General features: G+C 33.8%; 27 protein-coding genes and 3 tRNA genes. 16 read left to right on the top strand and 14 right to left on the bottom strand.

The annotated features are described in order from the left end of the window. Window position 1: 1 nt before the first annotated feature. Entirely contained in the window at window positions 2-205 is a 204-nt protein-coding gene (locus tag AA089_RS06215) for a helix-turn-helix domain-containing protein (protein ID WP_046756054.1), read from the top strand. 376 nt (window positions 206-581) lie between these two features. On the opposite strand, the gene AA089_RS24605 is transcribed toward AA089_RS06215, so the two are convergent. After that, window positions 582-755 carry a hypothetical protein gene (locus AA089_RS24605; RefSeq protein ID WP_156168922.1) on the bottom strand — a complete coding sequence of 58 codons (174 nt, stop codon included), beginning with the start codon at window positions 753-755 and terminating at the stop codon, window positions 582-584. An 836-nt stretch (window positions 756-1,591) separates the two neighbouring features. On the opposite strand from AA089_RS24605, the gene AA089_RS06205 reads away from it, so the two are divergent. Further along, window positions 1,592-2,638, top strand: a complete 1,047-nt coding sequence (locus tag AA089_RS06205) for a T9SS type A sorting domain-containing protein (RefSeq protein ID WP_046756052.1) — start codon at window positions 1,592-1,594, stop codon at window positions 2,636-2,638. A 110-nt stretch (window positions 2,639-2,748) separates the two neighbouring features. Here AA089_RS06205 and AA089_RS06200 read toward each other — a convergent pair. From AA089_RS06200 to AA089_RS06190, 3 genes are all read right to left on the bottom strand, one after another. Next, window positions 2,749-2,832, bottom strand: a tRNA-Leu gene (locus AA089_RS06200). Between the two features lie 61 nt (window positions 2,833-2,893). Then, window positions 2,894-2,966, bottom strand: a tRNA-Lys gene (locus AA089_RS06195). 25 nt (window positions 2,967-2,991) lie between these two features. After that, window positions 2,992-3,064, bottom strand: a tRNA-Lys gene (locus tag AA089_RS06190). A 146-nt stretch (window positions 3,065-3,210) separates the two neighbouring features. Here AA089_RS06190 and AA089_RS06185 point away from each other — a divergent pair. Then, on the top strand, window positions 3,211-3,726 hold the full coding sequence (locus AA089_RS06185) for a shikimate kinase (RefSeq protein ID WP_046756051.1): 516 nt from the start codon (window positions 3,211-3,213) through the stop codon (window positions 3,724-3,726). Here the strand turns inward: AA089_RS06185 and AA089_RS06180 are convergent. Next, complete coding sequence (locus tag AA089_RS06180) at window positions 3,718-4,221, bottom strand: phosphoribosyltransferase family protein (RefSeq protein WP_046756050.1); 504 nt, start codon at window positions 4,219-4,221, stop codon at window positions 3,718-3,720. The genes AA089_RS06185 and AA089_RS06180 overlap by 9 nt on opposite strands. A 110-nt stretch (window positions 4,222-4,331) precedes the next feature. After that, a complete protein-coding gene (locus tag AA089_RS06175) occupies window positions 4,332-4,724 on the bottom strand; it encodes an RNA-binding S4 domain-containing protein (protein WP_046756049.1) in 393 nt (130 codons plus the stop codon). An 81-nt stretch (window positions 4,725-4,805) separates the two neighbouring features. On the opposite strand from AA089_RS06175, the gene AA089_RS06170 reads away from it, so the two are divergent. Beyond that, complete coding sequence (locus tag AA089_RS06170; RefSeq protein ID WP_156168921.1) at window positions 4,806-5,798, top strand: FKBP-type peptidyl-prolyl cis-trans isomerase; 993 nt, start codon at window positions 4,806-4,808, stop codon at window positions 5,796-5,798. Between the two features lie 72 nt (window positions 5,799-5,870). On the opposite strand, the gene AA089_RS06165 is transcribed toward AA089_RS06170, so the two are convergent. The 3 genes from AA089_RS06165 to AA089_RS06155 all read right to left on the bottom strand — a co-directional run bounded on the left by AA089_RS06165 (window position 5,871) and on the right by AA089_RS06155 (window position 8,380). Further along, window positions 5,871-6,461 (bottom strand): outer membrane beta-barrel protein, encoded by a 591-nt coding sequence (locus AA089_RS06165; protein ID WP_046756048.1) that lies wholly within the window; start codon window positions 6,459-6,461, stop codon window positions 5,871-5,873. 51 nt (window positions 6,462-6,512) lie between these two features. After that, window positions 6,513-7,466, bottom strand: coding sequence for a transketolase family protein (locus AA089_RS06160; RefSeq protein ID WP_046756047.1), 954 nt, complete (start codon window positions 7,464-7,466; stop codon window positions 6,513-6,515). A gap of 68 nt (window positions 7,467-7,534) precedes the next feature. Continuing rightward, window positions 7,535-8,380, bottom strand: coding sequence for a transketolase (locus AA089_RS06155; RefSeq protein ID WP_046756046.1), 846 nt, complete (start codon window positions 8,378-8,380; stop codon window positions 7,535-7,537). A 416-nt stretch (window positions 8,381-8,796) separates the two neighbouring features. Between AA089_RS06155 and AA089_RS06150 the strand changes: the two genes are divergently transcribed. The 12 genes from AA089_RS06150 to AA089_RS06095 all read left to right on the top strand — a co-directional run bounded on the left by AA089_RS06150 (window position 8,797) and on the right by AA089_RS06095 (window position 19,460). After that, complete coding sequence (locus tag AA089_RS06150) at window positions 8,797-9,015, top strand: hypothetical protein (RefSeq protein ID WP_046756045.1); 219 nt, start codon at window positions 8,797-8,799, stop codon at window positions 9,013-9,015. Next, window positions 9,015-9,320, top strand: a complete 306-nt coding sequence (locus AA089_RS06145; RefSeq protein ID WP_046756044.1) for a type II toxin-antitoxin system RelE/ParE family toxin — start codon at window positions 9,015-9,017, stop codon at window positions 9,318-9,320. Before AA089_RS06150 ends, AA089_RS06145 begins: the two co-directional genes overlap by 1 nt. A gap of 198 nt (window positions 9,321-9,518) precedes the next feature. Beyond that, entirely contained in the window at window positions 9,519-10,649 is a 1,131-nt protein-coding gene (gene tgt, locus AA089_RS06140) for a tRNA guanosine(34) transglycosylase Tgt (protein WP_046756043.1), read from the top strand. Window positions 10,650-10,718: 69 nt separating this feature from the next. Further along, window positions 10,719-11,798: an LptF/LptG family permease gene (locus AA089_RS06135; RefSeq protein WP_046756042.1), complete on the top strand. Its 1,080-nt coding sequence runs from the start codon at window positions 10,719-10,721 to the stop codon at window positions 11,796-11,798. Then, window positions 11,785-12,696, top strand: a complete 912-nt coding sequence (locus AA089_RS06130) for a DMT family transporter (RefSeq protein ID WP_046756041.1) — start codon at window positions 11,785-11,787, stop codon at window positions 12,694-12,696. Before AA089_RS06135 ends, AA089_RS06130 begins: the two co-directional genes overlap by 14 nt. Window positions 12,697-12,747: 51 nt before the next feature. After that, window positions 12,748-13,701 carry an acetyl-CoA carboxylase carboxyltransferase subunit alpha gene (locus AA089_RS06125; RefSeq protein ID WP_046756040.1) on the top strand — a complete coding sequence of 318 codons (954 nt, stop codon included), beginning with the start codon at window positions 12,748-12,750 and terminating at the stop codon, window positions 13,699-13,701. A 158-nt stretch (window positions 13,702-13,859) separates the two neighbouring features. Continuing rightward, window positions 13,860-15,410 (top strand): replicative DNA helicase, encoded by a 1,551-nt coding sequence (dnaB, locus tag AA089_RS06120; RefSeq protein WP_046756039.1) that lies wholly within the window; start codon window positions 13,860-13,862, stop codon window positions 15,408-15,410. A 100-nt stretch (window positions 15,411-15,510) separates the two neighbouring features. Beyond that, window positions 15,511-16,653 (top strand): lycopene cyclase family protein, encoded by a 1,143-nt coding sequence (locus AA089_RS06115; RefSeq protein WP_046756038.1) that lies wholly within the window; start codon window positions 15,511-15,513, stop codon window positions 16,651-16,653. Between the two features lie 107 nt (window positions 16,654-16,760). After that, window positions 16,761-17,315 carry a hypothetical protein gene (locus AA089_RS06110; RefSeq protein ID WP_046756037.1) on the top strand — a complete coding sequence of 185 codons (555 nt, stop codon included), beginning with the start codon at window positions 16,761-16,763 and terminating at the stop codon, window positions 17,313-17,315. Continuing rightward, complete coding sequence (locus tag AA089_RS06105) at window positions 17,282-17,488, top strand: energy transducer TonB (protein WP_053002230.1); 207 nt, start codon at window positions 17,282-17,284, stop codon at window positions 17,486-17,488. The genes AA089_RS06110 and AA089_RS06105 overlap by 34 nt, the downstream gene beginning before the upstream one ends. An 85-nt stretch (window positions 17,489-17,573) precedes the next feature. Further along, a complete protein-coding gene (locus tag AA089_RS06100) occupies window positions 17,574-18,845 on the top strand; it encodes a type 1 periplasmic-binding domain-containing protein (protein WP_046756036.1) in 1,272 nt (423 codons plus the stop codon). Between the two features lie 381 nt (window positions 18,846-19,226). Beyond that, the gene (locus tag AA089_RS06095; RefSeq protein ID WP_046756035.1) at window positions 19,227-19,460 is read left to right on the top strand and encodes a hypothetical protein; all 234 of its coding nucleotides are present in this window, start codon (window positions 19,227-19,229) and stop codon (window positions 19,458-19,460) included. Between the two features lie 454 nt (window positions 19,461-19,914). Here the strand turns inward: AA089_RS06095 and AA089_RS24600 are convergent, their stop codons facing one another. From AA089_RS24600 to thrS, 5 genes are all read right to left on the bottom strand, one after another. Then, window positions 19,915-20,076 (bottom strand): hypothetical protein, encoded by a 162-nt coding sequence (locus AA089_RS24600; protein WP_156168920.1) that lies wholly within the window; start codon window positions 20,074-20,076, stop codon window positions 19,915-19,917. 188 nt (window positions 20,077-20,264) lie between these two features. Continuing rightward, the gene (gene rplT, locus AA089_RS06090; RefSeq protein WP_046756034.1) at window positions 20,265-20,609 is read right to left on the bottom strand and encodes a 50S ribosomal protein L20; all 345 of its coding nucleotides are present in this window, start codon (window positions 20,607-20,609) and stop codon (window positions 20,265-20,267) included. Window positions 20,610-20,733: 124 nt separating this feature from the next. Continuing rightward, the gene (gene rpmI / locus AA089_RS06085) at window positions 20,734-20,931 is read right to left on the bottom strand and encodes a 50S ribosomal protein L35 (protein WP_007093935.1); all 198 of its coding nucleotides are present in this window, start codon (window positions 20,929-20,931) and stop codon (window positions 20,734-20,736) included. Between the two features lie 37 nt (window positions 20,932-20,968). Beyond that, window positions 20,969-21,481 (bottom strand): translation initiation factor IF-3, encoded by a 513-nt coding sequence (gene infC / locus AA089_RS06080; RefSeq protein ID WP_156168919.1) that lies wholly within the window; start codon window positions 21,479-21,481, stop codon window positions 20,969-20,971. A gap of 59 nt (window positions 21,482-21,540) precedes the next feature. After that, window positions 21,541-23,484 carry a threonine--tRNA ligase gene (gene thrS, locus AA089_RS06075; RefSeq protein ID WP_046756032.1) on the bottom strand — a complete coding sequence of 648 codons (1,944 nt, stop codon included), beginning with the start codon at window positions 23,482-23,484 and terminating at the stop codon, window positions 21,541-21,543. Between the last annotated feature and the right edge of the window lie 334 nt (window positions 23,485-23,818).

The following is a 23,818-nucleotide window of genomic DNA, read 5'->3' as shown; positions in this document are numbered from 1 at the left end:
CATGGCAATTGTAGTACATTTAGATGTAATGATGGCAAAACGAAAAATGTCATTAAACGAACTTTCAGAACGCGTAGAAGTTACGTTGTCTAACCTTTCTATACTAAAAAATGGCAAAGCAAAAGCCGTTCGGTTTAGTACGTTGAGCGCAATTTGTAAAGCATTGGATTGTCAACCAGGCGATATTTTGGAATATATTGAATAACTTTAGAAACTAAAAATACTAATGAAAATAGGGAACGTTAACAAATGGGCATTTCACTTTTCAATTTGGATTGTGATTATAAATATCATTCAATTTATTCTTACGGTCAATTTTAATTCGCTGACACAGGATGCACTTCGTTTTTCAACAGTGATGCTGTGTTTTGGAATCATATGTGCCTTTTTGTGGTGCTTGACGTTTGTATTTCTATTGATAAGTATATTGAACAAATATCCGAGAAACTATCAATTTTGGATAGCAAGTGTTGTTTGCGGTTTATATGGTTTGCTATTTATTATTTCTATGTTTACTGTAATTACTTAGTAAAACAGATGAAACAAACAAAAAAAATGCGAACCGAAGTTCGCATTATCAATTAGCCTAATGGTGCATCTAACTGCCCTTTTGGTTTACAAAGCGCAGGCGTACAAGAATATCCGCATTGTGAATCACATTGTGATCTAGACATTCCTCCATTTAATTCTCTACTACTAAAATTTGAAATTGACTTTTTGTTTAATTTCAATGATTTTAAATCTTTTCTTTTCATGATATAAAGTTTTAATTGTTTCCATCAAGATACTCAATTGATTAAGCATAAAAAAAGATGACTTCTCAGGATTCATAAATCGTAATTGCTTGAATTTCAATTGTATTACAACAATACTACAACATTACGAAGGAATCACATACTACAATTTATGTAATTATTTGATTTATAGTTCATTGTAATTTTTTTTAAATGTTGTAATCTTATATCGTCAGTTAAAGTGTTATTTTGCAACTACTTACGTGAAAGTATATAGTGAGGCATAAAAAAAGCGAACCGAAGCTCGCTTAAAATGTTTAAGATTTGGACTGTTGTCTAATTTGTGTGACAGTGACAAATAGACAATGGTTGTGATCGTGTTGGGTTTGGACAGTAAACCACTAGATAGATTACCAGCGCTTCAAAAATATTTTTCTAAAGAAATGTGGTCATATTTTGTAATTCCAAGAAACAGCTCAGGAGATGTATTACCTTGGCCGTAAAATTGGATCGTTCTAAAAACAGGTGCGATTTTTTAGGACGACACAAATATTCTTTCAGATTTCGAGCGTTTCTAAATCAAGCACTTTGTTAAATTAAAAATCGCATCTTGATGCAGTTTGTTTTTCGCAATCATTTGAGCAATTTCCAAGCGTACACATAAAATAGTTAGAATTAGTAATCGCTTCCTAAATCGTTTAATAATACGACAAGAAAGCAATAAAGGAAGCTTTCATTTTAAAAGTATCACAAGTAAGAGAATTTAGGAGAATTATAGCATATTTAATGGCTATTTGTATTTTCGATTCATTATTTTTATGCCGTAATACTACTAAATAAAACAAATCAAAAAAACAATGACAAAGCAGTATCTATTCTACTTTTTATTAGTGATCACAATCAATTCTTTTGCGCAAACAACTACAGTTGTAACGGGCTTATCAAATCCAGTAGGTTTAGCTCTAAATGGAAATGACTTATATGTAGGTTCTGTAGGGAATCAAAAAGTAATGAAAAAGGATTTATCGGATACAACTACAACTTTAGCAACCGATTATCTCACAAATATAAGTTTCCCAGGATTCTTATTGCTCATAGGCGATTATCTGTACATTCCACAAGTATCAGACAGTAAAGTTACAAGAATAGACGTTAGTGATCCTAATTCATCTCCTGAAGATGTAGTAACAGGAATAAATACTCCAATTGGATTGGCATTACGTGGAAATGATTTATATATTTCATTGAGATTTTCTAATAAAATTGTTAAGATCGATATTTCTCAATCAAATCCTTCTCCGACTGATGTAGTTACAGGAATTAATGGCTGGGTTAATGGATTAGCATTCTATGGAAATGATTTGTATTTTTCACACAATAATACCAGTATTTCTAAAATAGATGTTACACAAGTAAATCCTAATATTACTGAAGTAACGCCTATGTCTGGAGGTGCAGGAATTAGAATTAAAGATAATTATTTATACGTAGCTAGACCTAATGAGAGTAAAGTTTCAAGATTTGATGTTACACAAACTACACCAACTATTACAGACGTTGTTTCCGCTCTTAACACTCCATGGGATATTATTGTTACGGATAATTTTCTATACATTTCCGAACAATTTGGAGCAAAAGTTTCGAGATTTGATCTAACAACTTTAAGCACCGAAAATAGTGCTCAAAAAGTAACATTTGAATATTATCCTAATCCGACATCAGGACTTCTTAGCATCAAAGGACTCGAAGATAATGCTACTTATAAAATTACTGATATAAATGGTAAGATCGTTTTAAAAGGTAAAACAATAAACAATAGTAATCTTGATATTAGTGATTTAAAAAATGGAATCTACTTTTTAAGAATTAACGAATATCAGATAAAAAAGATCATAAAGAAATAAGTATATAACAATTCAATATTAAAAAACTATTAATTGCGGTAGTTATTGCGAAAAAACAAAAAATCCCAACACAACTGTTGGGATTTTTAATTTTATGAGGAAAATTTTAGTACCGAAGATGGGAGTCGAACCCACACGCTCTAATGAACACATGGCCCTCAACCATGCCTGTCTACCAATTCCAGCACTTCGGTAAATACTTGTAATTATACAGTAAATATAAAACAAAAAAGTTAAGCAATAGCTTAACTTTTGTGACCTGGCTGGGGCTCGAACCCAGGACCCTCTCCTTAAAAGGGAGATGCTCTACCAACTGAGCTACCAGGTCATAGACCTTGATAATTTGTACGTTGTGACCTGGCTGGGGCTCGAACCCAGGACCCTCTCCTTAAAAGGGAGATGCTCTACCAACTGAGCTACCAGGTCATTCAAAATGAATTATAAATAATTCCCTGAATGCGGGTGCAAATATAACATCATAATTTTATTTTTCAAGTCTTTTTTAATATAATTTTATCTTTTTTTTTCGGATTTTTGTAAGCGCTTAAAAATAAATTAATTATAATGCAAATATGACAATTGTACTTTTAGGATATATGGCAAGTGGAAAGAGTTCTGTTTCTAAATTACTAGGAAAAGCATTGAAACTTCCAGTAGTTGATTTGGATCATTTTATTGAAGAAAAAGAAGAAACTACGATTCGTGAAATTTTTGAATCGAAAGGAGAAATCTATTTTCGCATGAAAGAACATCACTACTTGAAAGAAATTTTAGAGAAAAAAGAAGACATTATTGTTTCGCTTGGCGGAGGCACACCTTGCTATGCTGGAAATATGGAGTTGCTTCATGCATATACACAACATACTATCTATCTGCAAACGTCTATTTCTGAAATTATCAATAGAGTGAAGGATGAAAAAGCAACACGTCCTTTAATTACCGAAATTGCAGACGAAGATTTGCCAGAATTTATTGGAAAACATCTGTTTGAACGGAATGCATTCTACCAAAAAGCAACACATACCATACTGACCGATAAAAAATCAGTGGACACTTTAGTGGAAGAAATAAAGGCAGTTTTAAATTAGAAATGCTTTATTCTGACCTTCTTCAAAAACAACATCAATATGCTCTAAGATAGACGTTGATAATGAAATACCTTTAAAATCGGCTTTTATAGGGTATTTTTTATGATTTCTATTCACTAATACCGCCGTTTTGAAATTCTTCAAAGGAACGTCTAAAAAGTGCTTTACGCCATAAATTAATGTTGTTCCTGAGTTTAGGACATCATCAATTAACACCAAAGGCTTATTGGAGTATTGTTCTTTTGGTAGCGAGGTAGTAACGGCTTCAAGTGGATTTTGTTTGTCAATTTTAACTTCACACAAGGTAATTACAGCTGAAGAAATTTTTTCCAACTCATCTTTTATCTTTTGTGCAAATACAAAACCATTCGTTGCAATTCCTGCGACAATGATTTCTTTTTCATTTACATTAGATTCTAAAATTTGATACGCAATTCGACGTGTTTTATGTTGAATTTGCTGATGATTGAGGATAATATTTCCCGTAACGGTCATAGTGTTAAAATTTAAATAAATTACTACAGCGTAAATTCGCAGTATATATGAAATTTATGTTTTACATCAAGTCTACTTTGCATGAGTAAATGCTTGATTGTTGAGTAAAATTAATCATTACTTTGATCATCATCAAGACTATCTTCCAGATAATCATCAATTTCACGTCTGTCTTTTTTAGTAGGTCGTCCAGTTCCTTGCTTACGATAATGATCTTTGGCGTGTTTTAACAGTTCTAAATGATCAAAATTTTCTTTCGGAGTTGTATCTACTCTGTAAATATCTACCAATTTAGCTCCTACACGATTTGGCGGAATATCTAGTACCGTTAAATGGTGCTGTACTTGGTTTTTTCGCACGATAATTTTATCCGTTGCATACACATCTCTCGACGGTTTTACAACAGCATCATTTATGCGTACATGCCCTTTTTTACAGGCAGTTGTCGCAATGTTTCGCGTCTTAAAATAACGGACGCACCAAAGGTATTTATCTATCCTCATACAAAATCTCTAAAAACTACGTTAAAGAATATACAAAAGTAGGATAAAATTGTATCTTGCAAGCCAAAATTTAATAAATCAATGATGAAGATTATAAAATTTACATTTTTAATAATAATCGCAAGTGTGGTTATATTTTCGTGTAGACCAGATGATGATAGTGGAGGTGCTATTGAGTTAGCTGATAGAAATGAGCAGCAAATAGAAGATTCTGCGGAATTAATAGAATTTCTCAATACGCATTTTTATAATTACGAAGATTTCGATTTTATGAATCCTGAAAGTGCCGCAAATGATACTTTTCAGATGACTTTTGGTAAGATTGAAGGAGCAAATGCAGACAAAATACCATTAAGCAGTCAGGTAGAAACCAGAACGATTACTTATTTTGATACAGAATACACATATTATGTATTGAAACTTCGTGAAGGTGGTGGAAAAGAATATACCAATGCTGATGCGGTAAGCTTAACGTATAGAGGACAATTAGTTGAAGACTTATCTACGTTTGACTTTAAGTTAACTCAACAGTTGATAGGTTTAGTATCTTCCATAAAAGGATTTCAAGTTGGACTTGACGAATTTAGAACTGCGGAAGATATTGTAGAAGGATCAGGAGGATTTTTAAACGCAAGAAACGGTGGTATAGGCGCAATATTTTTCCCTTCAGGATTAGGATATTACGGCTTATTTCAACCAGGAATTCCTGTGTATTCTGAACTTATCTTTTCTTTCAATGTATTTGATGCAATATACCAAGATGATGATAATGACGGAATTCTTTCTTCCTTAGAAGACATTGATGGCGATAATGATGTAACCAATGATGATACTGATAGTGATGGAAATCCAAACTTTGCAGACTTTGATGATGATGGCGATGGAACTTTAACAATAAATGAAATTGTTCAAAATACATATGTATTAAATCCTGGAGATTTAGAGCCTGTATTAGCTGCCAATGAGGTTGAACAAACTAGAGAAACTGACGACGATGGTGTTACAACCATTAGTACAGTTGTATTTACAGATACAGACGGAGATGGAACTCCAGATTATTTAGATGCGAACTAAAAGCATTTTATAAAAGCACAAAAAAAGCACTTCTGTTCGGAAGTGCTTTTTTTATGCTGTAATTTTTTAAGTCTATAATTTTAATGAAAGACTAAATATTATTTGACTTGGTCTAGAATCTAAAGTTCCAATTTGAATATTATTACTATCTAAAATAGTGGCTTCATTTTCAGTAAATCCACGTTCGTAGCGTACATCCAAACCAACATTTCCAATTTTTACCATGGCGCCAAAGTTGAAACCAACAGTAATGTCATTTTGTACATCAGAAATAGTATTATTTTCAAAATCGTTATCTAATGTATATTGAAACGCTGGTCCAGCAAAAACACTCAAAGGACCAACAATATCCAATCCTACTAATAACGGAATATCAATTTTAGACATGTCATATGCATTAGATTGGTATTCACTTTTCGTTTTTGTATATACAACTTCTGGACGAAGGTATAATTTTCCTAAATCAACATTGTAATACGCTCCAAAGTGATATCCAATTTTTGCGTCTCCGCTTTCTTCTACAATATTTTCTCCCGCGTTGATTACATCTTGAAGTTTTAATTCTCCATTAGAGTTGAAGTTCAATCCTGCTTTTACACCAAATTGCGCGAAGCAACTTGCCGTAGCAAACAAAAATATCAAACATAATAGGTTGTTTCTCATGATCTTACTGTTTAATGTTATAGTAGTAGAAACGTATTTTTTTAGAATCTATTACTTTCTTTTAATTACTTTTTGTGTCGCTTTTACGATTGAAGCGGCATTTAAACCGTACTTTTCCATCAATTGTGCAGGCGTTCCAGATTCTCCAAAAGTATCTTGTGTCGCTACAAATTCTTGAGGTGCTGGTGTATTTAGTGCTAACGTACGTGCTACACTTTCGCCCAATCCTCCTAAAAAGTTATGTTCTTCCGCTGTAACAATGCAACCCGTTTTAGCAACAGAGTTCAAAATAGCTGCTTCGTCCAATGGTTTAATAGTGTGAATATTGATCACTTCCGCAGAAATTCCTTCCGCTTCTAAAGTTTCAGCCGCTTGTAATGCTTCCCAAACTAAATGTCCTGTAGCAACAATTGTAACATCAGTTCCTTCGGTTAATTGAACCGCTTTTCCAATTTCAAATTTTTGATCAGCAGGTGTAAAGTTGGCTACTTTCGGACGTCCGAAACGTAAATATACAGGTCCATGATGTGCTGCAATTGCCAAGGTAGCTGCTTTTGTTTGGTTGTAATCACAGGTATTAATAACGGTCATACCAGGCAACATTTTCATCAAACCGATATCTTCTAAAATTTGGTGTGTTGCGCCATCTTCTCCCAACGTAATTCCTGCGTGTGAAGCACAAATTTTTACATTCTTATCAGAATACGCTACTGATTGACGAATTTGATCGTACACACGACCTGTAGAAAAGTTCGCAAACGTTCCTGTAAACGGAATCTTTCCGCCAATCGTCATTCCTGCGGCAATTCCAATCATATTTGCTTCTGCAATTCCAATCTGGAAAAAACGTTCTGGATGATTGTCCTTGAATTCATTCATTTTTAACGATCCTGTCAAATCTGCACAAAGTGCGACAACATTTTCGTTTGTTTGTCCAAGCTCTGTCAATCCATCTCCAAAACCTGAACGTGTATCTTTACTTCCTGTATTTGTATATTTTTTCATCTTATGTGCCCTAGAAATCGGGTATCTTTTTAGTTGTTGTTTTTAATTCAATAAGAAAGACTTGATTTTTAATAATCACCTAAAGTTGCTGGATTTTGTGCCAATGCACTTTCCAGTTGTTCATCATTTGGTGCTTTACCGTGCCAAGCATGTGTGTTCATCATAAAATCAACACCATTCCCCATTTCTGTATGCAACAATACACACACTGGTTTTCCTTTTCCAGTTCTGGCTTTAGCTTCCGCCATTCCGTCTTTAATAGCCTGAATATTGTTTCCGTCGGTAATTTCTAAAACATCCCAACCAAACGCTTCAAACTTATCAGAAAGTGAACCTAATGGCAATACATCATCTGTAGCACCATCAATTTGCTTCTTATTATAATCAATCGTTGCGATATAATTATCAACGTTATTTCCAGCGGCGTACATAATTGCTTCCCAATTCTGACCTTCTTGCAGCTCTCCATCTCCGTGTAACGAATACACTAAATGATTGTCTCCGTTTAACTTTTTAGTCAATGCCGCGCCAATAGCAACCGACATTCCTTGTCCTAGTGAACCAGACGCAATACGAATTCCAGGCAAGCCTTCATGCGTAGTTGGATGTCCTTGCAAACGAGAATCTAACAAACGAAATGTGTTCAATTCATCAACAGGAAAATATCCGCGACGTGCTAAAACGCTATAAATTACAGGAGAAATATGACCGTTAGACAAAAAGAAAACATCTTCTCCTTTTCCGTCCATATCGAAACCGTCCTTCAGTTTCATCGTATCATTATATAAAGTGACTAAAAATTCAGCACATCCCAAAGAACCTCCTGGATGTCCAGAATTTACTTTATGTACCATTCTCAAGATATCTCTACGTACTTGAGTGACTAAATTTTCTAATGATTTGTTATCAGACATTGTGTGTTAATTAGTAGTTTTTTAAAGCATCAAAAGTAAGTTATAAAACGGCGCAAACAAAAGAACTTTGTAGGCTTTTATTAACGAAATGTTGTGAATAAGGTAAAAAGTGTGAGTTGTGTGTAAATTATTGAAAATGAAGTTTGTAAAAACTATTGTAAATGCTCCAAATAATACTTGCATGAAGAACTTACAAGACATATTGTAAAACTTAGTTGATGAATTTCCCTAATTTGAGAGAAAATCGATGTCTTTTAAAAAAGCAAATTGTAAGTACGTGAAATATATCATTAAAAATCATGCTTGCTAAAAAGGTGCTAGAAAGTAAATTCTACACTCAATAATTGTATGATAGTTACAGTAGTAATAGTACATAATACATTATTTTGTATCTTTGATTTAAAGAATAAAATACTATGGATATTCAAGCAACAAAAATTGAATTAGTAAAAACAATCTTAGCGATTCAAAATGACGAATTTCTTCAAAAAGTTGCTGATTTTGTCAATAAGGAAAAAGTTGATTTCTGGAATGAATTGAGTACAGCTCAACAAGAAGAAATAAAACAAGGCATCGAAAATCTTGATAAAGGAAAAAGAGTTTCCTACGAATCAGTCTTGAAGAAGATTTCTTAATGAATGTATTTTTATCCGAATTAGCAGCGTCTAAACTGCAAAAATTAGCTCAATATCTTTTAGAACATTGGAGCTTGAAAACAAAAGATCAATTTATTGAAAAATTGACAGCAAAAATAAATCAAGTATCTACACAACCGCATAGTTGTCCGCAATCCACTGAATTTAGAGGACTTTACAAATGTGTTGTTACCAAGCAAACCACTTTTTATTACAGAATTGTAACGGAATCAAATGAAATTGAAATCATTACATTTTTTGATTCAAGACAAGATGCGAATAAACTCAATGAAGATATAAAGTAAAAATCTATCAAAAAACACCAATCCATCTGAGTTTCTTAAATTTTAATATTTGATTAGTAAAATCATCTCGCAATCTTACCTATATTTGCCAACTGATCATGCCACTATATAGTTGTCAAAAAAGTCGTAGTCGGCTGTAGCCGATAAAACACAGCGCACTTACATGATAACATTACAGGCAATAGATAGCATACATACATGAAATTTGATTTAAAAGGAAAAGACGCAGGAAGTAAGGCGAGAGCGGGAGTTATTACCACCGATCATGGAACAATTGAAACGCCTATTTTTATGCCTGTGGGAACGGTTGGAACCGTAAAAGGAGTACATCAACGTGAGTTAAAAGAAGATATCAATCCTGATATTATTTTAGGAAATACCTATCATTTGTACTTGCGTCCACAAACTGAAATTCTTGAAAAAGCTGGAGGATTGCACAAATTTATGAACTGGGATCGCAATATTTTGACAGATTCTGGAGGTTATCAAGTGTATTCGCTTTCGGCAAACCGAAAAATTAAAGAAGAAGGCGTAAAGTTCAAATCGCACATTGACGGTTCGTATCATTTCTTTACGCCAGAAAATGTCATGGAAATTCAACGTACAATTGGAGCCGATATCATAATGGCTTTTGACGAATGTACACCGTATCCATGCGATTACCGATATGCAAAACGTTCGATGCACATGACACATCGTTGGTTAGATCGTTGTATTGCACATTTAGCCAAAACACCTTACAAATACGATTACACACAAGCATTTTTCCCAATAGTGCAAGGAAGTACATACAAAGACTTACGCAAACAATCGGCAGAATTTATCGCATCGCGTGAAGCAGTTGGTAATGCAATCGGTGGCTTATCTGTTGGAGAACCTGCTGAAGAAATGTATGCAATGACAGATGTTGTCTGTGAAATTCTTCCAGAAGACAAACCACGCTATTTAATGGGCGTTGGAACACCAATCAATATCTTAGAAAACATTGCTTTAGGTGTCGATATGTTTGATTGTGTCATGCCAACTCGAAATGCTCGAAATGGGATGCTTTTTACAGCACATGGAACTATAAATATCAAAAACAAAAAGTGGGAAGACGATTTTTCTCCAATTGATGAAATGGGCATTACGTTTGTCGATACGGAATATTCAAAAGCATATTTACGTCACTTATTTACGGTAAATGAATTGCTTGGAAAGCAAATTGCAACGATTCATAACCTAGGATTTTATCTTTGGTTGACACGAGAAGCTAGAAAACATATCTTAGCAGGCGATTTCAGAACATGGAAAGATATGATGGTAAAACAAATGGATAAGCGTTTATAGCAGAAAATAAAGCGAATATTTAGAAATTTGAAAATTCCTCTATAAAGAAAATATTTAAAATTTAAATGTGTGAAAATATTAGATTGGTACATCATTAAAAAATACTTGTCAACATTTTCAGTAATGTTGTTACTCTTCGTTCCTATCGGAATCATGGTTGATATTTCTGAAAACATTGACAAAATGTTAGCTTCAGAAGCGCCAGCAGGTGCAATCGTTGTCTATTATGTCGACTTTGTCATTTACTTTGCCAATCTATTATTCCCAATATTTTTATTTCTTTCGGTCATTTGGTTTACATCAAAAATGGCAAACGATACTGAAATCATTGCTATTTTAAGCTCTGGTGTTTCTTATATGCGTTTTTTACGCCCATTTTTAGTTGCTGCCTCTATAGTTGCTATTGTAGCTTTTGTAGCAGGAATGTACATCGTTCCTAATTCGAGTAAAGGTTTTAATGAGTTTCGATTTGAATATATCAAAAAAGGACGGAAACAAGTGCGCGACAATGCTCAGATATATAAGCAAGTTTCGGATAATGATTTTGTGTATTTAAAAGGATTTAATTTTAACGACAAAAGAGGCGATAACTTTACTTTAGAGCATTTTGAAGACAACATATTAAAGTATAAAATACAAGCACGCTCGATAACATATAACGAAGAAGATAGTACCTACACGTTACGAAGCTTTAAAAAACGTATCATCGGAACTATGAATGATAGTATTTTGAGCGAACGAAGATTTGATACTATTTTTCCTTTTGAAGTGGAAGATTTAACGCCTGTAACCTACATGGCAGAAACGTTAAACTATCAAGAACTAAACAAATTTATACAAAAAGAACGTCAAGCAGGATCGCCAAACGTAAGCAAGCATTTATTAGTAAAATACAAACGTTGGAGTCTGCCAATAACAGCTTTCATACTTACTATTATTGCGGTAGCTGTTTCGTCTATGAAACGTAGAGGAGGAATGGGCGTTAACCTAGCTTTTGGGATTTCTATCGCGTTTATCTACATATTTTTTGATAAAATCTTTGGTACAATGGCTGAAAAGTCAGGATTCTCTCCCATGTTAGCCGTTTGGGTGCCAAATATTGTCTTTGGGATATTAGCGATATATTTGTTGTACAATGCTAGGCGTTAAACTCAAAAACTACATACATCTTCACGTGTTGATTTTCATTGCAGGATTTACTGCAATACTAGGAAAACTCATCACAATCAAAGCGATTCCATTAGTCTGGTTTCGAATGCTTATTGCAGGTGTAATTATGTTTGCCTTTATCAAAATTTCCAAAATACGATTACACATATCTCTAAAAACATTTTCAAAATTTGCCGTCGCAGGTATTGTGGTGGCTTTACATTGGATTACCTTTTTTGGCGCTATTGATGTGTCTAACGTATCCATTACTTTGGTCATGTTCTCTACAGGAGCATTTTTTGCTTCTTTCATAGAACCTATTGTTTACAAAAGAAAAATAATTTGGTATGAAATCATCTTCGGAATCATTGTCATCATTGGTGTGTATATCATTATGAATAGCGAATTCAAATACATCAACGGAATCATTTTAGGAGTCATTTCTGCATTTCTATCATCATTATTTGCAGTACTAAATGGAAAATTTGTAGAAAAACACAATGCTTCTACCATATCATTCTATGAATTTATCTGTGGTGTCGCATTTATCTCAATATACTTAGTCTTTTCGGCAGATGGTTTTACACAAGAAAATTTCTTCATCCTAAGTACAAATGATTGGATATATATCTTCATTCTTGCTTCTATATGTACGGCTTATGCGTTTATAGCGTCCACACATATAATGCTTCATATAAGTCCGTATACGGTAGTGTTGACCTATAATTTAGAAATAATATATGGAATAATTTTAGCCTTGTTATTATTTCCAGAAGACGAAAAAATGTCACCAGGATTCTATTACGGAAGTATCCTAGTTATCATAACGGTACTTGCAAATGGAATCCTAAAAAACAAAAGGAAAATAAAATCCGATGTCGGCATAGATGTTTCCTAAATTAAAATTTTATATTTGTAAACTGAAACAACTAAACATACCCTCAAAAGCATGGAATATTTAGATTTTGAGCTACCTATTAAGGAATTAGAAGAGCAACTGACAAAATGTGTCGCAATTGGACATGAAAGCGATATTGATGTTACAGAAACATGTCAGCAAATCGAGGAAAAACTAGCAAAAGCTAAAAAAGATATTTACAAAAATCTAACTGCTTGGCAACGTGTACAACTATCACGTCATCCAAACAGACCGTATACCTTAGACTATATCAACGCACTTTGTGGCGATACATTCTTAGAACTACACGGAGATCGTAATGTAAAAGATGACAAAGCCATGATTGGTGGTCTAGGTAAAATCGGAGATCAATCGTACATGTTCATCGGTCAGCAAAAAGGATACAACACAAAAACACGTCAGTACCGTAATTTCGGAATGGCAAATCCTGAAGGCTATCGTAAAGCATTGCGTTTAATGAAATCTGCTGAAAAATTCGGAATTCCTGTAGTAACGTTAATTGATACACCAGGAGCTTATCCAGGATTAGAAGCTGAAGAACGCGGACAAGGAGAAGCAATTGCACGTAACATTCTTGAAATGACACGATTAAAAGTGCCAATCATTACTGTAATTATCGGAGAAGGTGCTTCAGGTGGCGCGTTAGGAATCGGTGTTGGAGACACAGTATTAATGTTAGAAAACTCTTGGTACTCTGTAATATCTCCTGAAAACTGCTCGTCAATTTTATGGCGTAGTTGGGAACACAAAGAAAAAGCGGCAGATGCGTTAAAATTAACTGCTATTGACGCAATGAAAATCAAAGTAATTGATGAAATCATAGAAGAACCGCTTGGTGGCGCACACAACGATCGTGAAGGAACATTTATTGCAGTTCGCGATGCCATTGTTGCAAATTATGACAAATTAAAAAACTTATCACAAGAAGATTTAGTAAGTTCACGGATGGATAAATATTCAAAAATGGGCGAATTCAAAGGATAAACCTATACTACATAAGGAAGTATGAAAATCCGAAGTTAGCGCTTCGGATTTTTTTTCCGCTTATCAACAAAAAATCGTAACTTATTAACATTGAATCGTTAAGATTCAAGCGAAAAATAAAACCCCAAAAGTAAATGTATTAGTTTACTTTCGCAGTCATGGAAAATGTAAACCCTAAGCAAACATATAAAACTGATAAAAGCAATTTAATAAGTCTGGAGAAAGGAAAATTGCCTCCACAAGCCGTCGATTTAGAAGAAGTCGTACTTGGTGCAATGATGATTGATAAAAAAGGTGTCGATGAGGTTATTGATATTCTAAGTCCTGAAGCTTTTTACAAAGAAGCCAACAAATTTGTCTTTGAAGCCATCTTTCAATTGTTCGAAAACTCAGAACCAATTGACTTATTAACAGTTTCGTCGCAATTGCGAAAAAATTCAAAGTTAGACATGGTAGGCGGCGATTTCTATTTAATATCGCTTACGCAAAAAGTATCATCTTCGGCGCATATAGAGTTTCATGCACGTATCATTTTGCAAAAATTCATTCAACGTAGTTTGATAAAAATTTCCAATGAAATCATTGAAGATGCATACGATGAAACAACAGACGTTTTTTCACTATTAGACAAAGCAGAATCACGTTTGTATGAAGTAACACAGGGAAACATTAAAAAATCGTCCGAAACGGCGCAAAGTTTGGTAATTCAAGCCAAAAAGAAAATTGAAGAAATATCAAATAAAGAAGGATTAAGTGGTATTCCAACAGGTTTTACACTATTAGACAAACTAACTTCTGGATGGCAACCAAGTGATTTAATCATCGTTGCAGCACGTCCAGGTATGGGAAAAACGGCACTTACCTTATCGATGGCACGAAACATTGCCGTAGATCAAAACATTCCAGTAGCATTCTTCTCGTTAGAGATGGCTTCGGTACAGTTAATCACACGTTTAATATCTTCGGAAACTGGTTTATCTTCTGAAAAATTACGTACAGGGAAACTTGCCAAACACGAATGGGAACAACTCAACGTAAAAGTAAAAGGACTCGAAAAAGCACCTTTGTTTATTGATGATACACCTTCGTTATCCATCTTTGATTTGCGTGCAAAAGCGCGACGTTTAGCTTCGCAACACGGAATCAAAATGATCATGATTGATTACTTGCAGTTAATGACAGCTGGCGGAAGTCAAAAAGGAGGAAACCGTGAACAGGAAATTTCAACCATTTCGCGAAACCTAAAAGCTTTGGCAAAAGAATTAAATGTTCCAGTAATTGCCTTATCTCAGTTATCACGTGCGGTGGAAACGCGTGGAGGAAGCAAACGTCCATTACTTTCCGATTTACGTGAATCGGGAGCGATTGAGCAGGATGCGGATATCGTATCGTTTATTTATCGTCCTGAATATTATAAAATTGAAGAATGGGATGATGAAGAACGCTCGCCAACTGACGGACAAGCGGAATTCATTGTCGCAAAACACAGAAATGGTGGTTTGGATAACATTCGATTGAAATTCGTTGGACATTTAGGTAAGTTTGACAACTTGGAAACTTTCGATTCTCCTTTCGAATTCCATTCAAAAATGAACGATGCGGCAAATGATGATACATTTAAAACAGAAAATTTACCAAGTGCCGATGAAGCGTTTGGAAGTTCAATGAATGATGATTTTAATCCTGACGATAACGAAGTTCCTTTCTAAGAAATCCTTATTTTTGTAAAAGTAACATGTCAAATCGAGCGCGGAATGACAAAAGCTAGATTTTTAACATGCAATAATTACTGTAAAGAATACTTTGTCAATGAAATACGATTACATAATTGCTGGATCAGGATGTGCAGGGCTGAGTTTGCTGTACAGAATTTTGAAAGATCCAACGTTGTGTACCAAGCAAATTTTAGTTGTAGACAAGGAACAAAAAAACAAAAACGATCGTACATGGTGTTTTTGGGAAAAAGGAAACGGACTATTTGAATACATCGTAACGCATCAATGGGAAACCTTAGAGTTTTTATCAGATGATTTTCAGCGCAAATATGACATGCCTGCATATCGATATAAAATGATTCAAGGAATTGACTTTTATAACTTTGTAATCAGTTTCGCAAAGCAATTTGAAAATGTAAGGTTTATTTCTGAGCAAATCACTTCAATTACTTCAGATCAAAAATCTGCAGAAGTTACTACGGAAAAAGCAACGTATTCGGCAACGTTTGTGTTCAATTCTACAAGTCTTTTCTATCCAAAAATAGACACTAAAAATTCACTTTTGCAACATTTTGAAGGTTGGGTAATTCAGTCAAAAAAACCAGTTTTTGATACCACTGTTGGTCGATTGATGGATTTTAGATTGAGTCAAGAACACGGAACAACTTTTATGTATGTGTTGCCCACAAGTGAAACCGAAGCTTTGGTAGAATATACCTTGTTTACAGAGAAAATTCTTGAAAAAGAACAATACAAAGAAGCGTTACAAAACTATATCAAATCGTATTTAGCTATCGATGATTATGAAATTTTGCATACAGAATTTGGAATCATTCCTATGTCGTTGGCTGAATTTTCAAGAGATATTTCTAACCAAGAGAATATTATCAACTTGGGAACTGCTGGCGGATTTACAAAAGCGAGTAGTGGTTATACGTTTCAATTTGTGCAAAAACACACGGAAAATATTATCAAACTATTGCAAGAAGGAAAACATCCAAATCCTAAATTGACATTTCGCGAAAAAACATACCAATGGTACGACAGAACATTATTGGAAGTGATGTTGTCTAACAAATTAGAAGGGAAAGAAATCTTTGCAACGATCTTTAAAAATCGTCCAATAGAAGATATTTTAGCATTTTTGGGGAATGAAAGTTCTGTTTGGCAAGACCTGAAAATTATGAGTTGCTTGCCAATTGGACCTTTTTTCACTGCTGGAATTAAACAGTTGTAATCGTAATTAATTCAGAGATACTTTTTGAAATTATACGTACTTATCATACAAAAAACTTCAAACCTAGAAATATTGAAAGCTCAATATGAAAAACTCGGTTTTGTCTTATGAATATATTTTCTAAACTATTTGGCAATAGTACAAAGGCTAAAAAGCAAGAATACATACATTACGTACTTTCTGATTCCAAAAATGTCTACTATTTAAAAAAGATAAAGAAAACGATACTACTTTTTCCAAATCGGATCAATACAAATGCACATTCAGAAGCAAAAACGACACTCGTTTTTACTAAAAAGTTTCGTTCATTACGCGAATTTTGGAATTATATTACCAAATCTGAAAAATGGTACTTGGAATATCAAGCAAATAGTATTGAACATATAGAAAATTATATAGAAATTTTGGCGCCATTCATCGAAAATTCTACGAATGAATTAAGACGTAACATGGAAGTCTCAGATCAAGAAATCTACACGATTGCCGCATGGGATAATTTATTGTTTCGACATAAAGAGAAAAGTGAATTGGTTTATATAGAAAGTCAAAAACTAAAAACTTTTTGTGCAAATTGCGGGAACGAACGAGCAGGATTTAGTGAACGCTATCCAACATCAATTTGTAACGAATGTTTTTCCAAAATCACAGATCATTCATCGTAGAAAAAGATGGTTCTGTACGTGATGCTAAAATTACCAAAAGTGTACATGCTGATTTGGATAGCGTAGCATTACAAATGGTTAAACAAGCTACGTTTACACCTGAAAAGTATAATGGGGAAATTGTTAGCATTCGTTATAACCTACCGATTGATTTTAAATTGGAAGATGATTAATGCGAAAAGTCGAATATCTGTTAAGAAACTATAAAATCTTTAATGAGGTATAATTTTTGTGTATCTTTCGATAGAATAAAAAATAATGAAATTGAAATTCAAAAAAATAATCACATTGGCGCTGCTTTTACTGTTTTCAGTGAGTAGTTATGCTTCCTATATATTGATTCCAATGGATGCGGAATCGCAAAAAGATCACTTAAAAGCGTACGGAATTACTTATTGGTCGCTTGAAAAGAAAATCAAAGTAAAATGGTTGCTCAATTACAGAGGCGGATCATTTTTACTGCCTGCAATTGATGCCGTAGAGAAAGAATGTAAAATTAGAGGTGTTTCATACGAATTGTTATCAGATTCAAAAACGGCTACCATATTAGCAGAAATCGCTAGTCCGAGTAAAAATCAGGAAGCTGTAATTCTAGAAAAAGCGCCAAAAGTAGCAGTATATTCTCCAAAAGGAAATGTTCCGTGGGACGATGCCGTAACAATGGTATTGACGTATGCGGAAATTCCATATGAAGTCGTGTATGATGAAGAAGTATTGTCGGATGGTTTAGTTCAGTACGATTGGTTACACTTGCACCACGAAGATTTTACAGGGCAATATGGTAAGTTTTACGGAATTTACAGATCGGCTCCTTGGTACATTCGTGAAAAGAAAGAAGCAGAAGCGTTGGCAAAAAAGTTAGGATACGATAAAGTATCAGAAGAAAAACGCGATGTCGCTTTAAAAATTAGAGATTATGTTATTGGTGGCGGATTTATGTTTGCCATGTGTAGTGCAACGGATAGTTTTGATATTGCACTTGCTGCGGAAGGTATAGATATTTGTGAACCTATGTTTGATGGTGATGTTTCGGATAGAAATTATCAAAATAAGATAGATTATAATAAAACGTTTGCATTTACAGATTTTGAACTCGAACGAAGTCCAACTAAATACGAATTTTCATCGATTGATATGACTTCCAAAAGACGTATTGTAAAAGATGCGGATTACTTTACATTAATGGATTTTTCTGCAAAATGGGATCCAATTCCGACGATGTTGTGTCAAAATCATACCGCTTTAGTGAAAGGATTCATGGGACAAACCACAAGTTTTGATCGTTCGCAAATAAAGCCAGCTGTTTTAATTTTAGGTGAAAACCGAACCAATGGCGAAGGTAGATATATTCATGGAATCAAAGGAAAAGGTTTTTTTACGTTTTATGGCGGACATGATCCAGAAGATTATCAGCATAGAGTAGGAGATCCGAAAACGGAATTAGAGCTACATCCAAACTCTCCTGGATACCGATTAATTTTGAACAATATTCTATTTCCAGCAGCAAAGAAGAAGAAGCAGAAAACTTGATTTTTCAATCAGTTTTAAATGTCTTCTGCTTGCGTAAATTATCTAATTCACGGTTGCTTCAATTTTAGGTTTCATAATTTCTAACTAACTTCAAACAATTATTAATTTAAAAACCATCTTTATGTTAGAAAAGTTAACACAATTTAGAATTGAAACTCCAGATAAAATTTATGGAGGTTTTACCGCGACTGATGATTTGGCAAAGTGGAGAAAGAATAATCCATAACAGCATATAATTATCTACAATACAAAACGAACTTCGGTTCGTTTTTTTTATGCACTACATTTACCGTCATAAATCAGTCAATTTAGGGTTGCTTGTGTTTGAAACGGCACAATTTATAAGTTGCTTTGTCTCATTAATAATTAAAATCAAATTTTATGAAAAAAAACAAATTAAGGCAATTATCACTAAACAAGAAGGTCGTTTCTAAGCTCGATCTTTTACATCAGAAAGGAGGAAATATTGATAACTCATTCAACGAATGTATTCGTACACTTGATGTTGATGGTGTTAATGTTTGCTTTGAAACACGACAAAAAAATTGTGGAATAAGCGTCGTAAGAACGTGTGTTACACAAACTGAATTTCCAACATGTAGAGATTGTGTGTAGGAAGTAACTTTTTAGGAATTCAGCGGCATAAAAATCCTGACTTGTGCCTGCGATGGATTTCTAAATTGAATTGAAAATAATGTAAACTATATTGACTGATGTTTATAAGAAATCCGACTATAGCAAAGTCGGATTTTTTAATAATAGATGTTGAGTTCGACGTAAAAAATTTAGTTAGATACTTTTCTTTTCCGAAGTATAGCAGGGATTTTCCGTTAAAAATTTTTGAAGCCTTGGAAAAAATTTAGGGAAATTCATGCGGTTTTAGTTTTTCCTTCAAAGAAAAACTAAAAATACCTCTGGAAAAGTTCCCTTTCTTTTGTTTCTTTTCTTTGGGAAAGCAAAGAAAATGAAAATAAAACACTGAAAATGTGGTTTTTAGTAAGGAGTTTCTAAACTCAATTACAAATATGAATTGAATCACTTATATCGAACTCACGTTAATATATTTGGGTTAAGCCGTATCTACATCTCCAATTCCGATAATGTCAGCAGTAGCATTGCAGTTTAATGCATTGATATCATCCACAAAAATAATATCATCAAAAGAATCTGTTATACCACCTAAAATGTAATACGCGTTTACGATTGTCTGCGTGTTGAATTTTTCTAACATAGCTATAAAATTTAAAAATTAATAATAGCATGAAGTTATGTGAGTATATTTTTGAAAACAAGCAACGTTGCCTTTGGTGTATGAATTGATGACAGGTAAGAAGCAACTTCTATAAAAACTAACCATAAAAAAAACCGACTCAAAAATGAGTCGGTTTATATAAGCGAAATATATTATTATTTGACGATTTATTTTACTTTATCAACGATTGCTTTAAAAGCTTCTGGGTGATTCATTGCTAAATCGGCTAAAACCTTACGGTTTAATTCGATATCGTTAGCTTTAACTTTCCCCATAAACTGAGAATATGACATTCCATTTAAACGAGCTCCCGCATTGATACGAGTAATCCATAATGCACGGAATGTTCTTTTCTTGTTTCTACGGTCTCTGTATGAGTAACTCATAGCTTTGTCAACCGCATTCTTTGCAACTGTCCAAACGTTTTTACGTCTTCCAAAGTAACCTTTGGCTTGTTTTAATACCTTTTTTCTTCGGGCTCTACGAGCAACCGCGTTTACTGATCTTGGCATAATTTTAAATGTGTTTTTGTAGTAGGCGATTCAAAAATTTAGAATGTATAATTCAGAATTTTGAATTCTTTTTGTGTTGGCCTAACTCCAGGGTTTATAAATTTGATTTAACCGAAAGAACGGATTACTTTAAACGTAATTGTTCTTTAATACTATTAACATCACTATCGTGTACTAAAGTACTGTGAGTTAACGCTAGCTTACGCTTTTTAGACTTCTTTGTTAAGATGTGACTTTTATACGCGTGCTTTCTTTTAATTTTACCAGTTCCAGTAAGCTTAAAACGCTTCTTAGCGCTGGATTTTGTTTTCATTTTAGGCATAATTCCTAAGTTGTTTTTAATACTTCGCTTATTATTTTTATTTCTTTTTTGGTGCAATGAACATAATCATTCGCTTTCCTTCTAATTTAGGCATTTGTTCTACTTTACCATATTCTTCAAGCTCTTGGGCTAATTTTAATAATAAAATTTGTCCTTGATCTTTGTATATGATAGAACGTCCTTTAAAGAATACATACGCTTTTAATTTTGCTCCTTCTTTTAGGAACTTTGTGGCATGCTTCTTTTTAAACTCATAATCATGATCATCAGTTTGAGGACCAAAACGAATCTCCTTAACAGTAACTTTCGTTGCCTTTGCTTTTAGTGATTTTTCACGTTTTTTCTGTTCATAAAGGAATTTCTTATAATCCATTATTTTACAAACAGGCGGATTCGCTTTAGGTGAAATTTCAACTAAATCTAATTCTTGTTCTTCCGCTATGGCTAGCGCTTTCCGTGTTGGATAAACACCAATTTCAACATTGTCCCCTACAAGTCGTACTTCAGGAGCGTTGATTTTTCTGTTAATTCTGTGTGGATCTTCCTTGATTTCTCTTCTAGGAGCTCTACTTCTTTTTCTTCGTATTGCTATGGTTCTAAAATTTTAAGTTAAACATTAAATGGCTTTAAGCTATTATTTATTTCTTTTTGTACCATTTCAGCAAATGCTTCCATGGTAAGTGTGCCGATATCTCCGACTCCGTGTCTACGTACAGAAACTGTGCCATCTTTCTCTTCTTGTTCTCCGATGATAAGCATAAACGGTACTTTGCTCATTTCTGCTTCTCTAATCTTCTTTCCAACAGTTTCGTTTCTATTGTCTATTTGGGCGCGAATTTCGTGATTTTCTAACAAATTTAAAACTTTTTTCCCGTAATTCTCATATTTTTCACTGACAGGTAAAAGATTTACTTGTTCTGTCATTAACCATAATGGGAAATTTCCGCCTGTATGTTCTAATAAAATTGCAATAAATCGCTCCATACTTCCAAACGGTGCACGGTGAATCATTACTGGTCTGTGCAATTCATTATCACTTCCTTTGTATGTTAAGTCGAAACGTTCAGGCAAGTTATAATCTACCTGAATTGTTCCCAATTGCCAGCTTCGTCCAAGTGCATCTTTGACCATAAAGTCTAACTTAGGTCCGTAAAATGCAGCTTCTCCATACTCAATTACATAATTTAGTTTTTTCTCCTTCGCAGCATTAATGATAGCATTTTCAGCTTTGTCCCAATTTTCATTAGAACCAATATATTTTTCTGGCTTCTCTGGATCGCGTAACGAAACTTGCGCTGTAAAATTGTCAAATCCTAACGAACCAAATACATACATTACCAAGTCAATCACATTTTTAAATTCCTGATCTAGTTGATCTGGTGTACAAAAAATATGTGCATCATCTTGTGTAAAACCTCGAACACGCGTTAATCCATGCAATTCTCCACTTTGTTCATAACGATATACCGTTCCAAACTCAGCAAAGCGTTTTGGTAAATCTTTATAGCTAAAAGGTTTTGCATTATAAATTTCACAATGATGTGGGCAATTCATAGGTTTTAACAAAAACTCTTCATCTGCTTTCGGTGTTGTGATTGCTTGGAAACTATCTTCTCCATATTTTGCGTAATGTCCAGAAGTTACATATAAATCCTTTTGTCCAATGTGTGGAGAAATTACCATTTCGTATCCAGCTTTTTGCTGTGCTTTTTTCAAAAAACTTTCTAGTTGACTGCGTAAAGCGGCTCCTTTAGGTAACCATAACGGCAATCCTTGTCCAACTTTTTGAGAAAACGTGAACAATTCCATTTCTTTTCCAAGTTTTCTATGGTCACGTTTCTTTGCTTCTTCTAATAAGTGTAAATATTCTTTTAGTTCCTTCTGTTTCGGGAACGAAATTCCATATACACGTGTCAACTGCTTATTATTTTCGTCTCCTTTATAATATGCACCGGCAACGCTCATAATTTTTACGGCTTTTACAATTCCAGTATTTGGAATATGTCCACCGCGGCATAAATCTGTAAAAGTATCATGATCACAAAACGTAATGGTTCCGTCTTCAAGACCTTCTACAAGTTCTACTTTGTAATCGTTTCTATCTTTATAATAAGCTAATGCTTCTTCTTTAGTTGCAGAGCGCATCTTAAAATCGTGCTTTCCTCTAGCAATTTCAAGCATTTTATCTTCAATCGTTTTAAAGTCTTTGTCAGAAATAGTATCATCGCCTAAGTCAATATCATAGTAAAAGCCATTTTCAATAGCTGGACCAACCCATAATTTTGCAGTTGGGTACAATTCTAAAATTGCTTGTGCTAAAATGTGAGCCGAAGAATGCCAAAAAGCTTTCTTTCCTTCATCATCTCTCCAAGTATATAAAACAAGGTTTCCATCTGTGGTAAGTGGAGTTGTGGTTTCTAAGGTTGTACCATTAAATTTTGCCGAAATCACATTTCTAGCAAAACCTTCACTAATATTCTTGGCAACATCCATTGGAGTGGCGCCCGAATCAAATTCTCTAACTGAGCCGTCTGGCAGTGTAATTTTTATCATACAAAAATAAATATTAAGCTAACAAAGATAATACGAACCAAAATCCTGTACAATATATATAGGAACTTCTTTTTATAAATCAAGCTTCGAATCGTACATTGCTATTTAAATTTTAGAAACTTCCATAGAATGCTCACGATTTCTACTAATAATTAGGTGCTAAAAAGTAATCTTAAAGACAAAATAGAAAGGGGAAATTCAATTTTAAAATAATTTCTAATAATTCTCAACTCTTTTTTTTCACTTTTATCCCAATATTTTCACGCTAGCAAACATTTATGCTAACAAAAATGCATGTTATACGTTGATTTGTGGAAAATAAAACAAAACAATT

Origin of the sequence: Kordia jejudonensis, from assembly GCF_001005315.1 — a bacterium.
Lineage (GTDB): Bacteria > Bacteroidota > Bacteroidia > Flavobacteriales > Flavobacteriaceae > Kordia > Kordia jejudonensis.
Note: the sequence above shows the minus strand (reverse complement) of the source record. Positions and strands in the feature narration are given on the sequence as shown.

Excerpts from the sequence above, each read along its gene's own strand:
- AA089_RS06105 (WP_053002230.1), top strand. The coding sequence starts at position 17,282 with ATGTTTTTCCAAAATCACAGATCATTCATCGTAGAAAAAGATGGTTCT.
- AA089_RS06185 (WP_046756051.1), top strand. The coding sequence starts at position 3,211 with ATGACAATTGTACTTTTAGGATATATGGCAAGTGGAAAGAGTTCTGTT.
- AA089_RS06130 (WP_046756041.1), top strand. The coding sequence starts at position 11,785 with ATGCTAGGCGTTAAACTCAAAAACTACATACATCTTCACGTGTTGATT.
- AA089_RS06115 (WP_046756038.1), top strand. The coding sequence starts at position 15,511 with ATGAAATACGATTACATAATTGCTGGATCAGGATGTGCAGGGCTGAGT.
- AA089_RS06125 (WP_046756040.1), top strand. The coding sequence starts at position 12,748 with ATGGAATATTTAGATTTTGAGCTACCTATTAAGGAATTAGAAGAGCAA.
- AA089_RS06215 (WP_046756054.1), top strand. The coding sequence starts at position 2 with ATGGCAATTGTAGTACATTTAGATGTAATGATGGCAAAACGAAAAATG.
- AA089_RS06165 (WP_046756048.1), bottom strand. The coding sequence starts at position 6,461 with ATGAGAAACAACCTATTATGTTTGATATTTTTGTTTGCTACGGCAAGT.
- thrS (WP_046756032.1), bottom strand. The coding sequence starts at position 23,484 with ATGATAAAAATTACACTGCCAGACGGCTCAGTTAGAGAATTTGATTCG.
- AA089_RS06150 (WP_046756045.1), top strand. The coding sequence starts at position 8,797 with ATGGATATTCAAGCAACAAAAATTGAATTAGTAAAAACAATCTTAGCG.
- rpmI (WP_007093935.1), bottom strand. The coding sequence starts at position 20,931 with ATGCCTAAAATGAAAACAAAATCCAGCGCTAAGAAGCGTTTTAAGCTT.
- AA089_RS06100 (WP_046756036.1), top strand. The coding sequence starts at position 17,574 with ATGAAATTGAAATTCAAAAAAATAATCACATTGGCGCTGCTTTTACTG.
- AA089_RS06205 (WP_046756052.1), top strand. The coding sequence starts at position 1,592 with ATGACAAAGCAGTATCTATTCTACTTTTTATTAGTGATCACAATCAAT.
- AA089_RS06160 (WP_046756047.1), bottom strand. The coding sequence starts at position 7,466 with ATGAAAAAATATACAAATACAGGAAGTAAAGATACACGTTCAGGTTTT.
- AA089_RS06110 (WP_046756037.1), top strand. The coding sequence starts at position 16,761 with ATGAATATATTTTCTAAACTATTTGGCAATAGTACAAAGGCTAAAAAG.
- AA089_RS06155 (WP_046756046.1), bottom strand. The coding sequence starts at position 8,380 with ATGTCTGATAACAAATCATTAGAAAATTTAGTCACTCAAGTACGTAGA.
- AA089_RS24600 (WP_156168920.1), bottom strand. The coding sequence starts at position 20,076 with ATGTTAGAAAAATTCAACACGCAGACAATCGTAAACGCGTATTACATT.
- rplT (WP_046756034.1), bottom strand. The coding sequence starts at position 20,609 with ATGCCAAGATCAGTAAACGCGGTTGCTCGTAGAGCCCGAAGAAAAAAG.
- AA089_RS24605 (WP_156168922.1), bottom strand. The coding sequence starts at position 755 with ATGAAAAGAAAAGATTTAAAATCATTGAAATTAAACAAAAAGTCAATT.
- AA089_RS06180 (WP_046756050.1), bottom strand. The coding sequence starts at position 4,221 with ATGACCGTTACGGGAAATATTATCCTCAATCATCAGCAAATTCAACAT.
- AA089_RS06095 (WP_046756035.1), top strand. The coding sequence starts at position 19,227 with ATGAAAAAAAACAAATTAAGGCAATTATCACTAAACAAGAAGGTCGTT.
- tgt (WP_046756043.1), top strand. The coding sequence starts at position 9,519 with ATGAAATTTGATTTAAAAGGAAAAGACGCAGGAAGTAAGGCGAGAGCG.
- AA089_RS06145 (WP_046756044.1), top strand. The coding sequence starts at position 9,015 with ATGAATGTATTTTTATCCGAATTAGCAGCGTCTAAACTGCAAAAATTA.
- AA089_RS06175 (WP_046756049.1), bottom strand. The coding sequence starts at position 4,724 with ATGAGGATAGATAAATACCTTTGGTGCGTCCGTTATTTTAAGACGCGA.
- dnaB (WP_046756039.1), top strand. The coding sequence starts at position 13,860 with ATGGAAAATGTAAACCCTAAGCAAACATATAAAACTGATAAAAGCAAT.
- AA089_RS06170 (WP_156168921.1), top strand. The coding sequence starts at position 4,806 with ATGATGAAGATTATAAAATTTACATTTTTAATAATAATCGCAAGTGTG.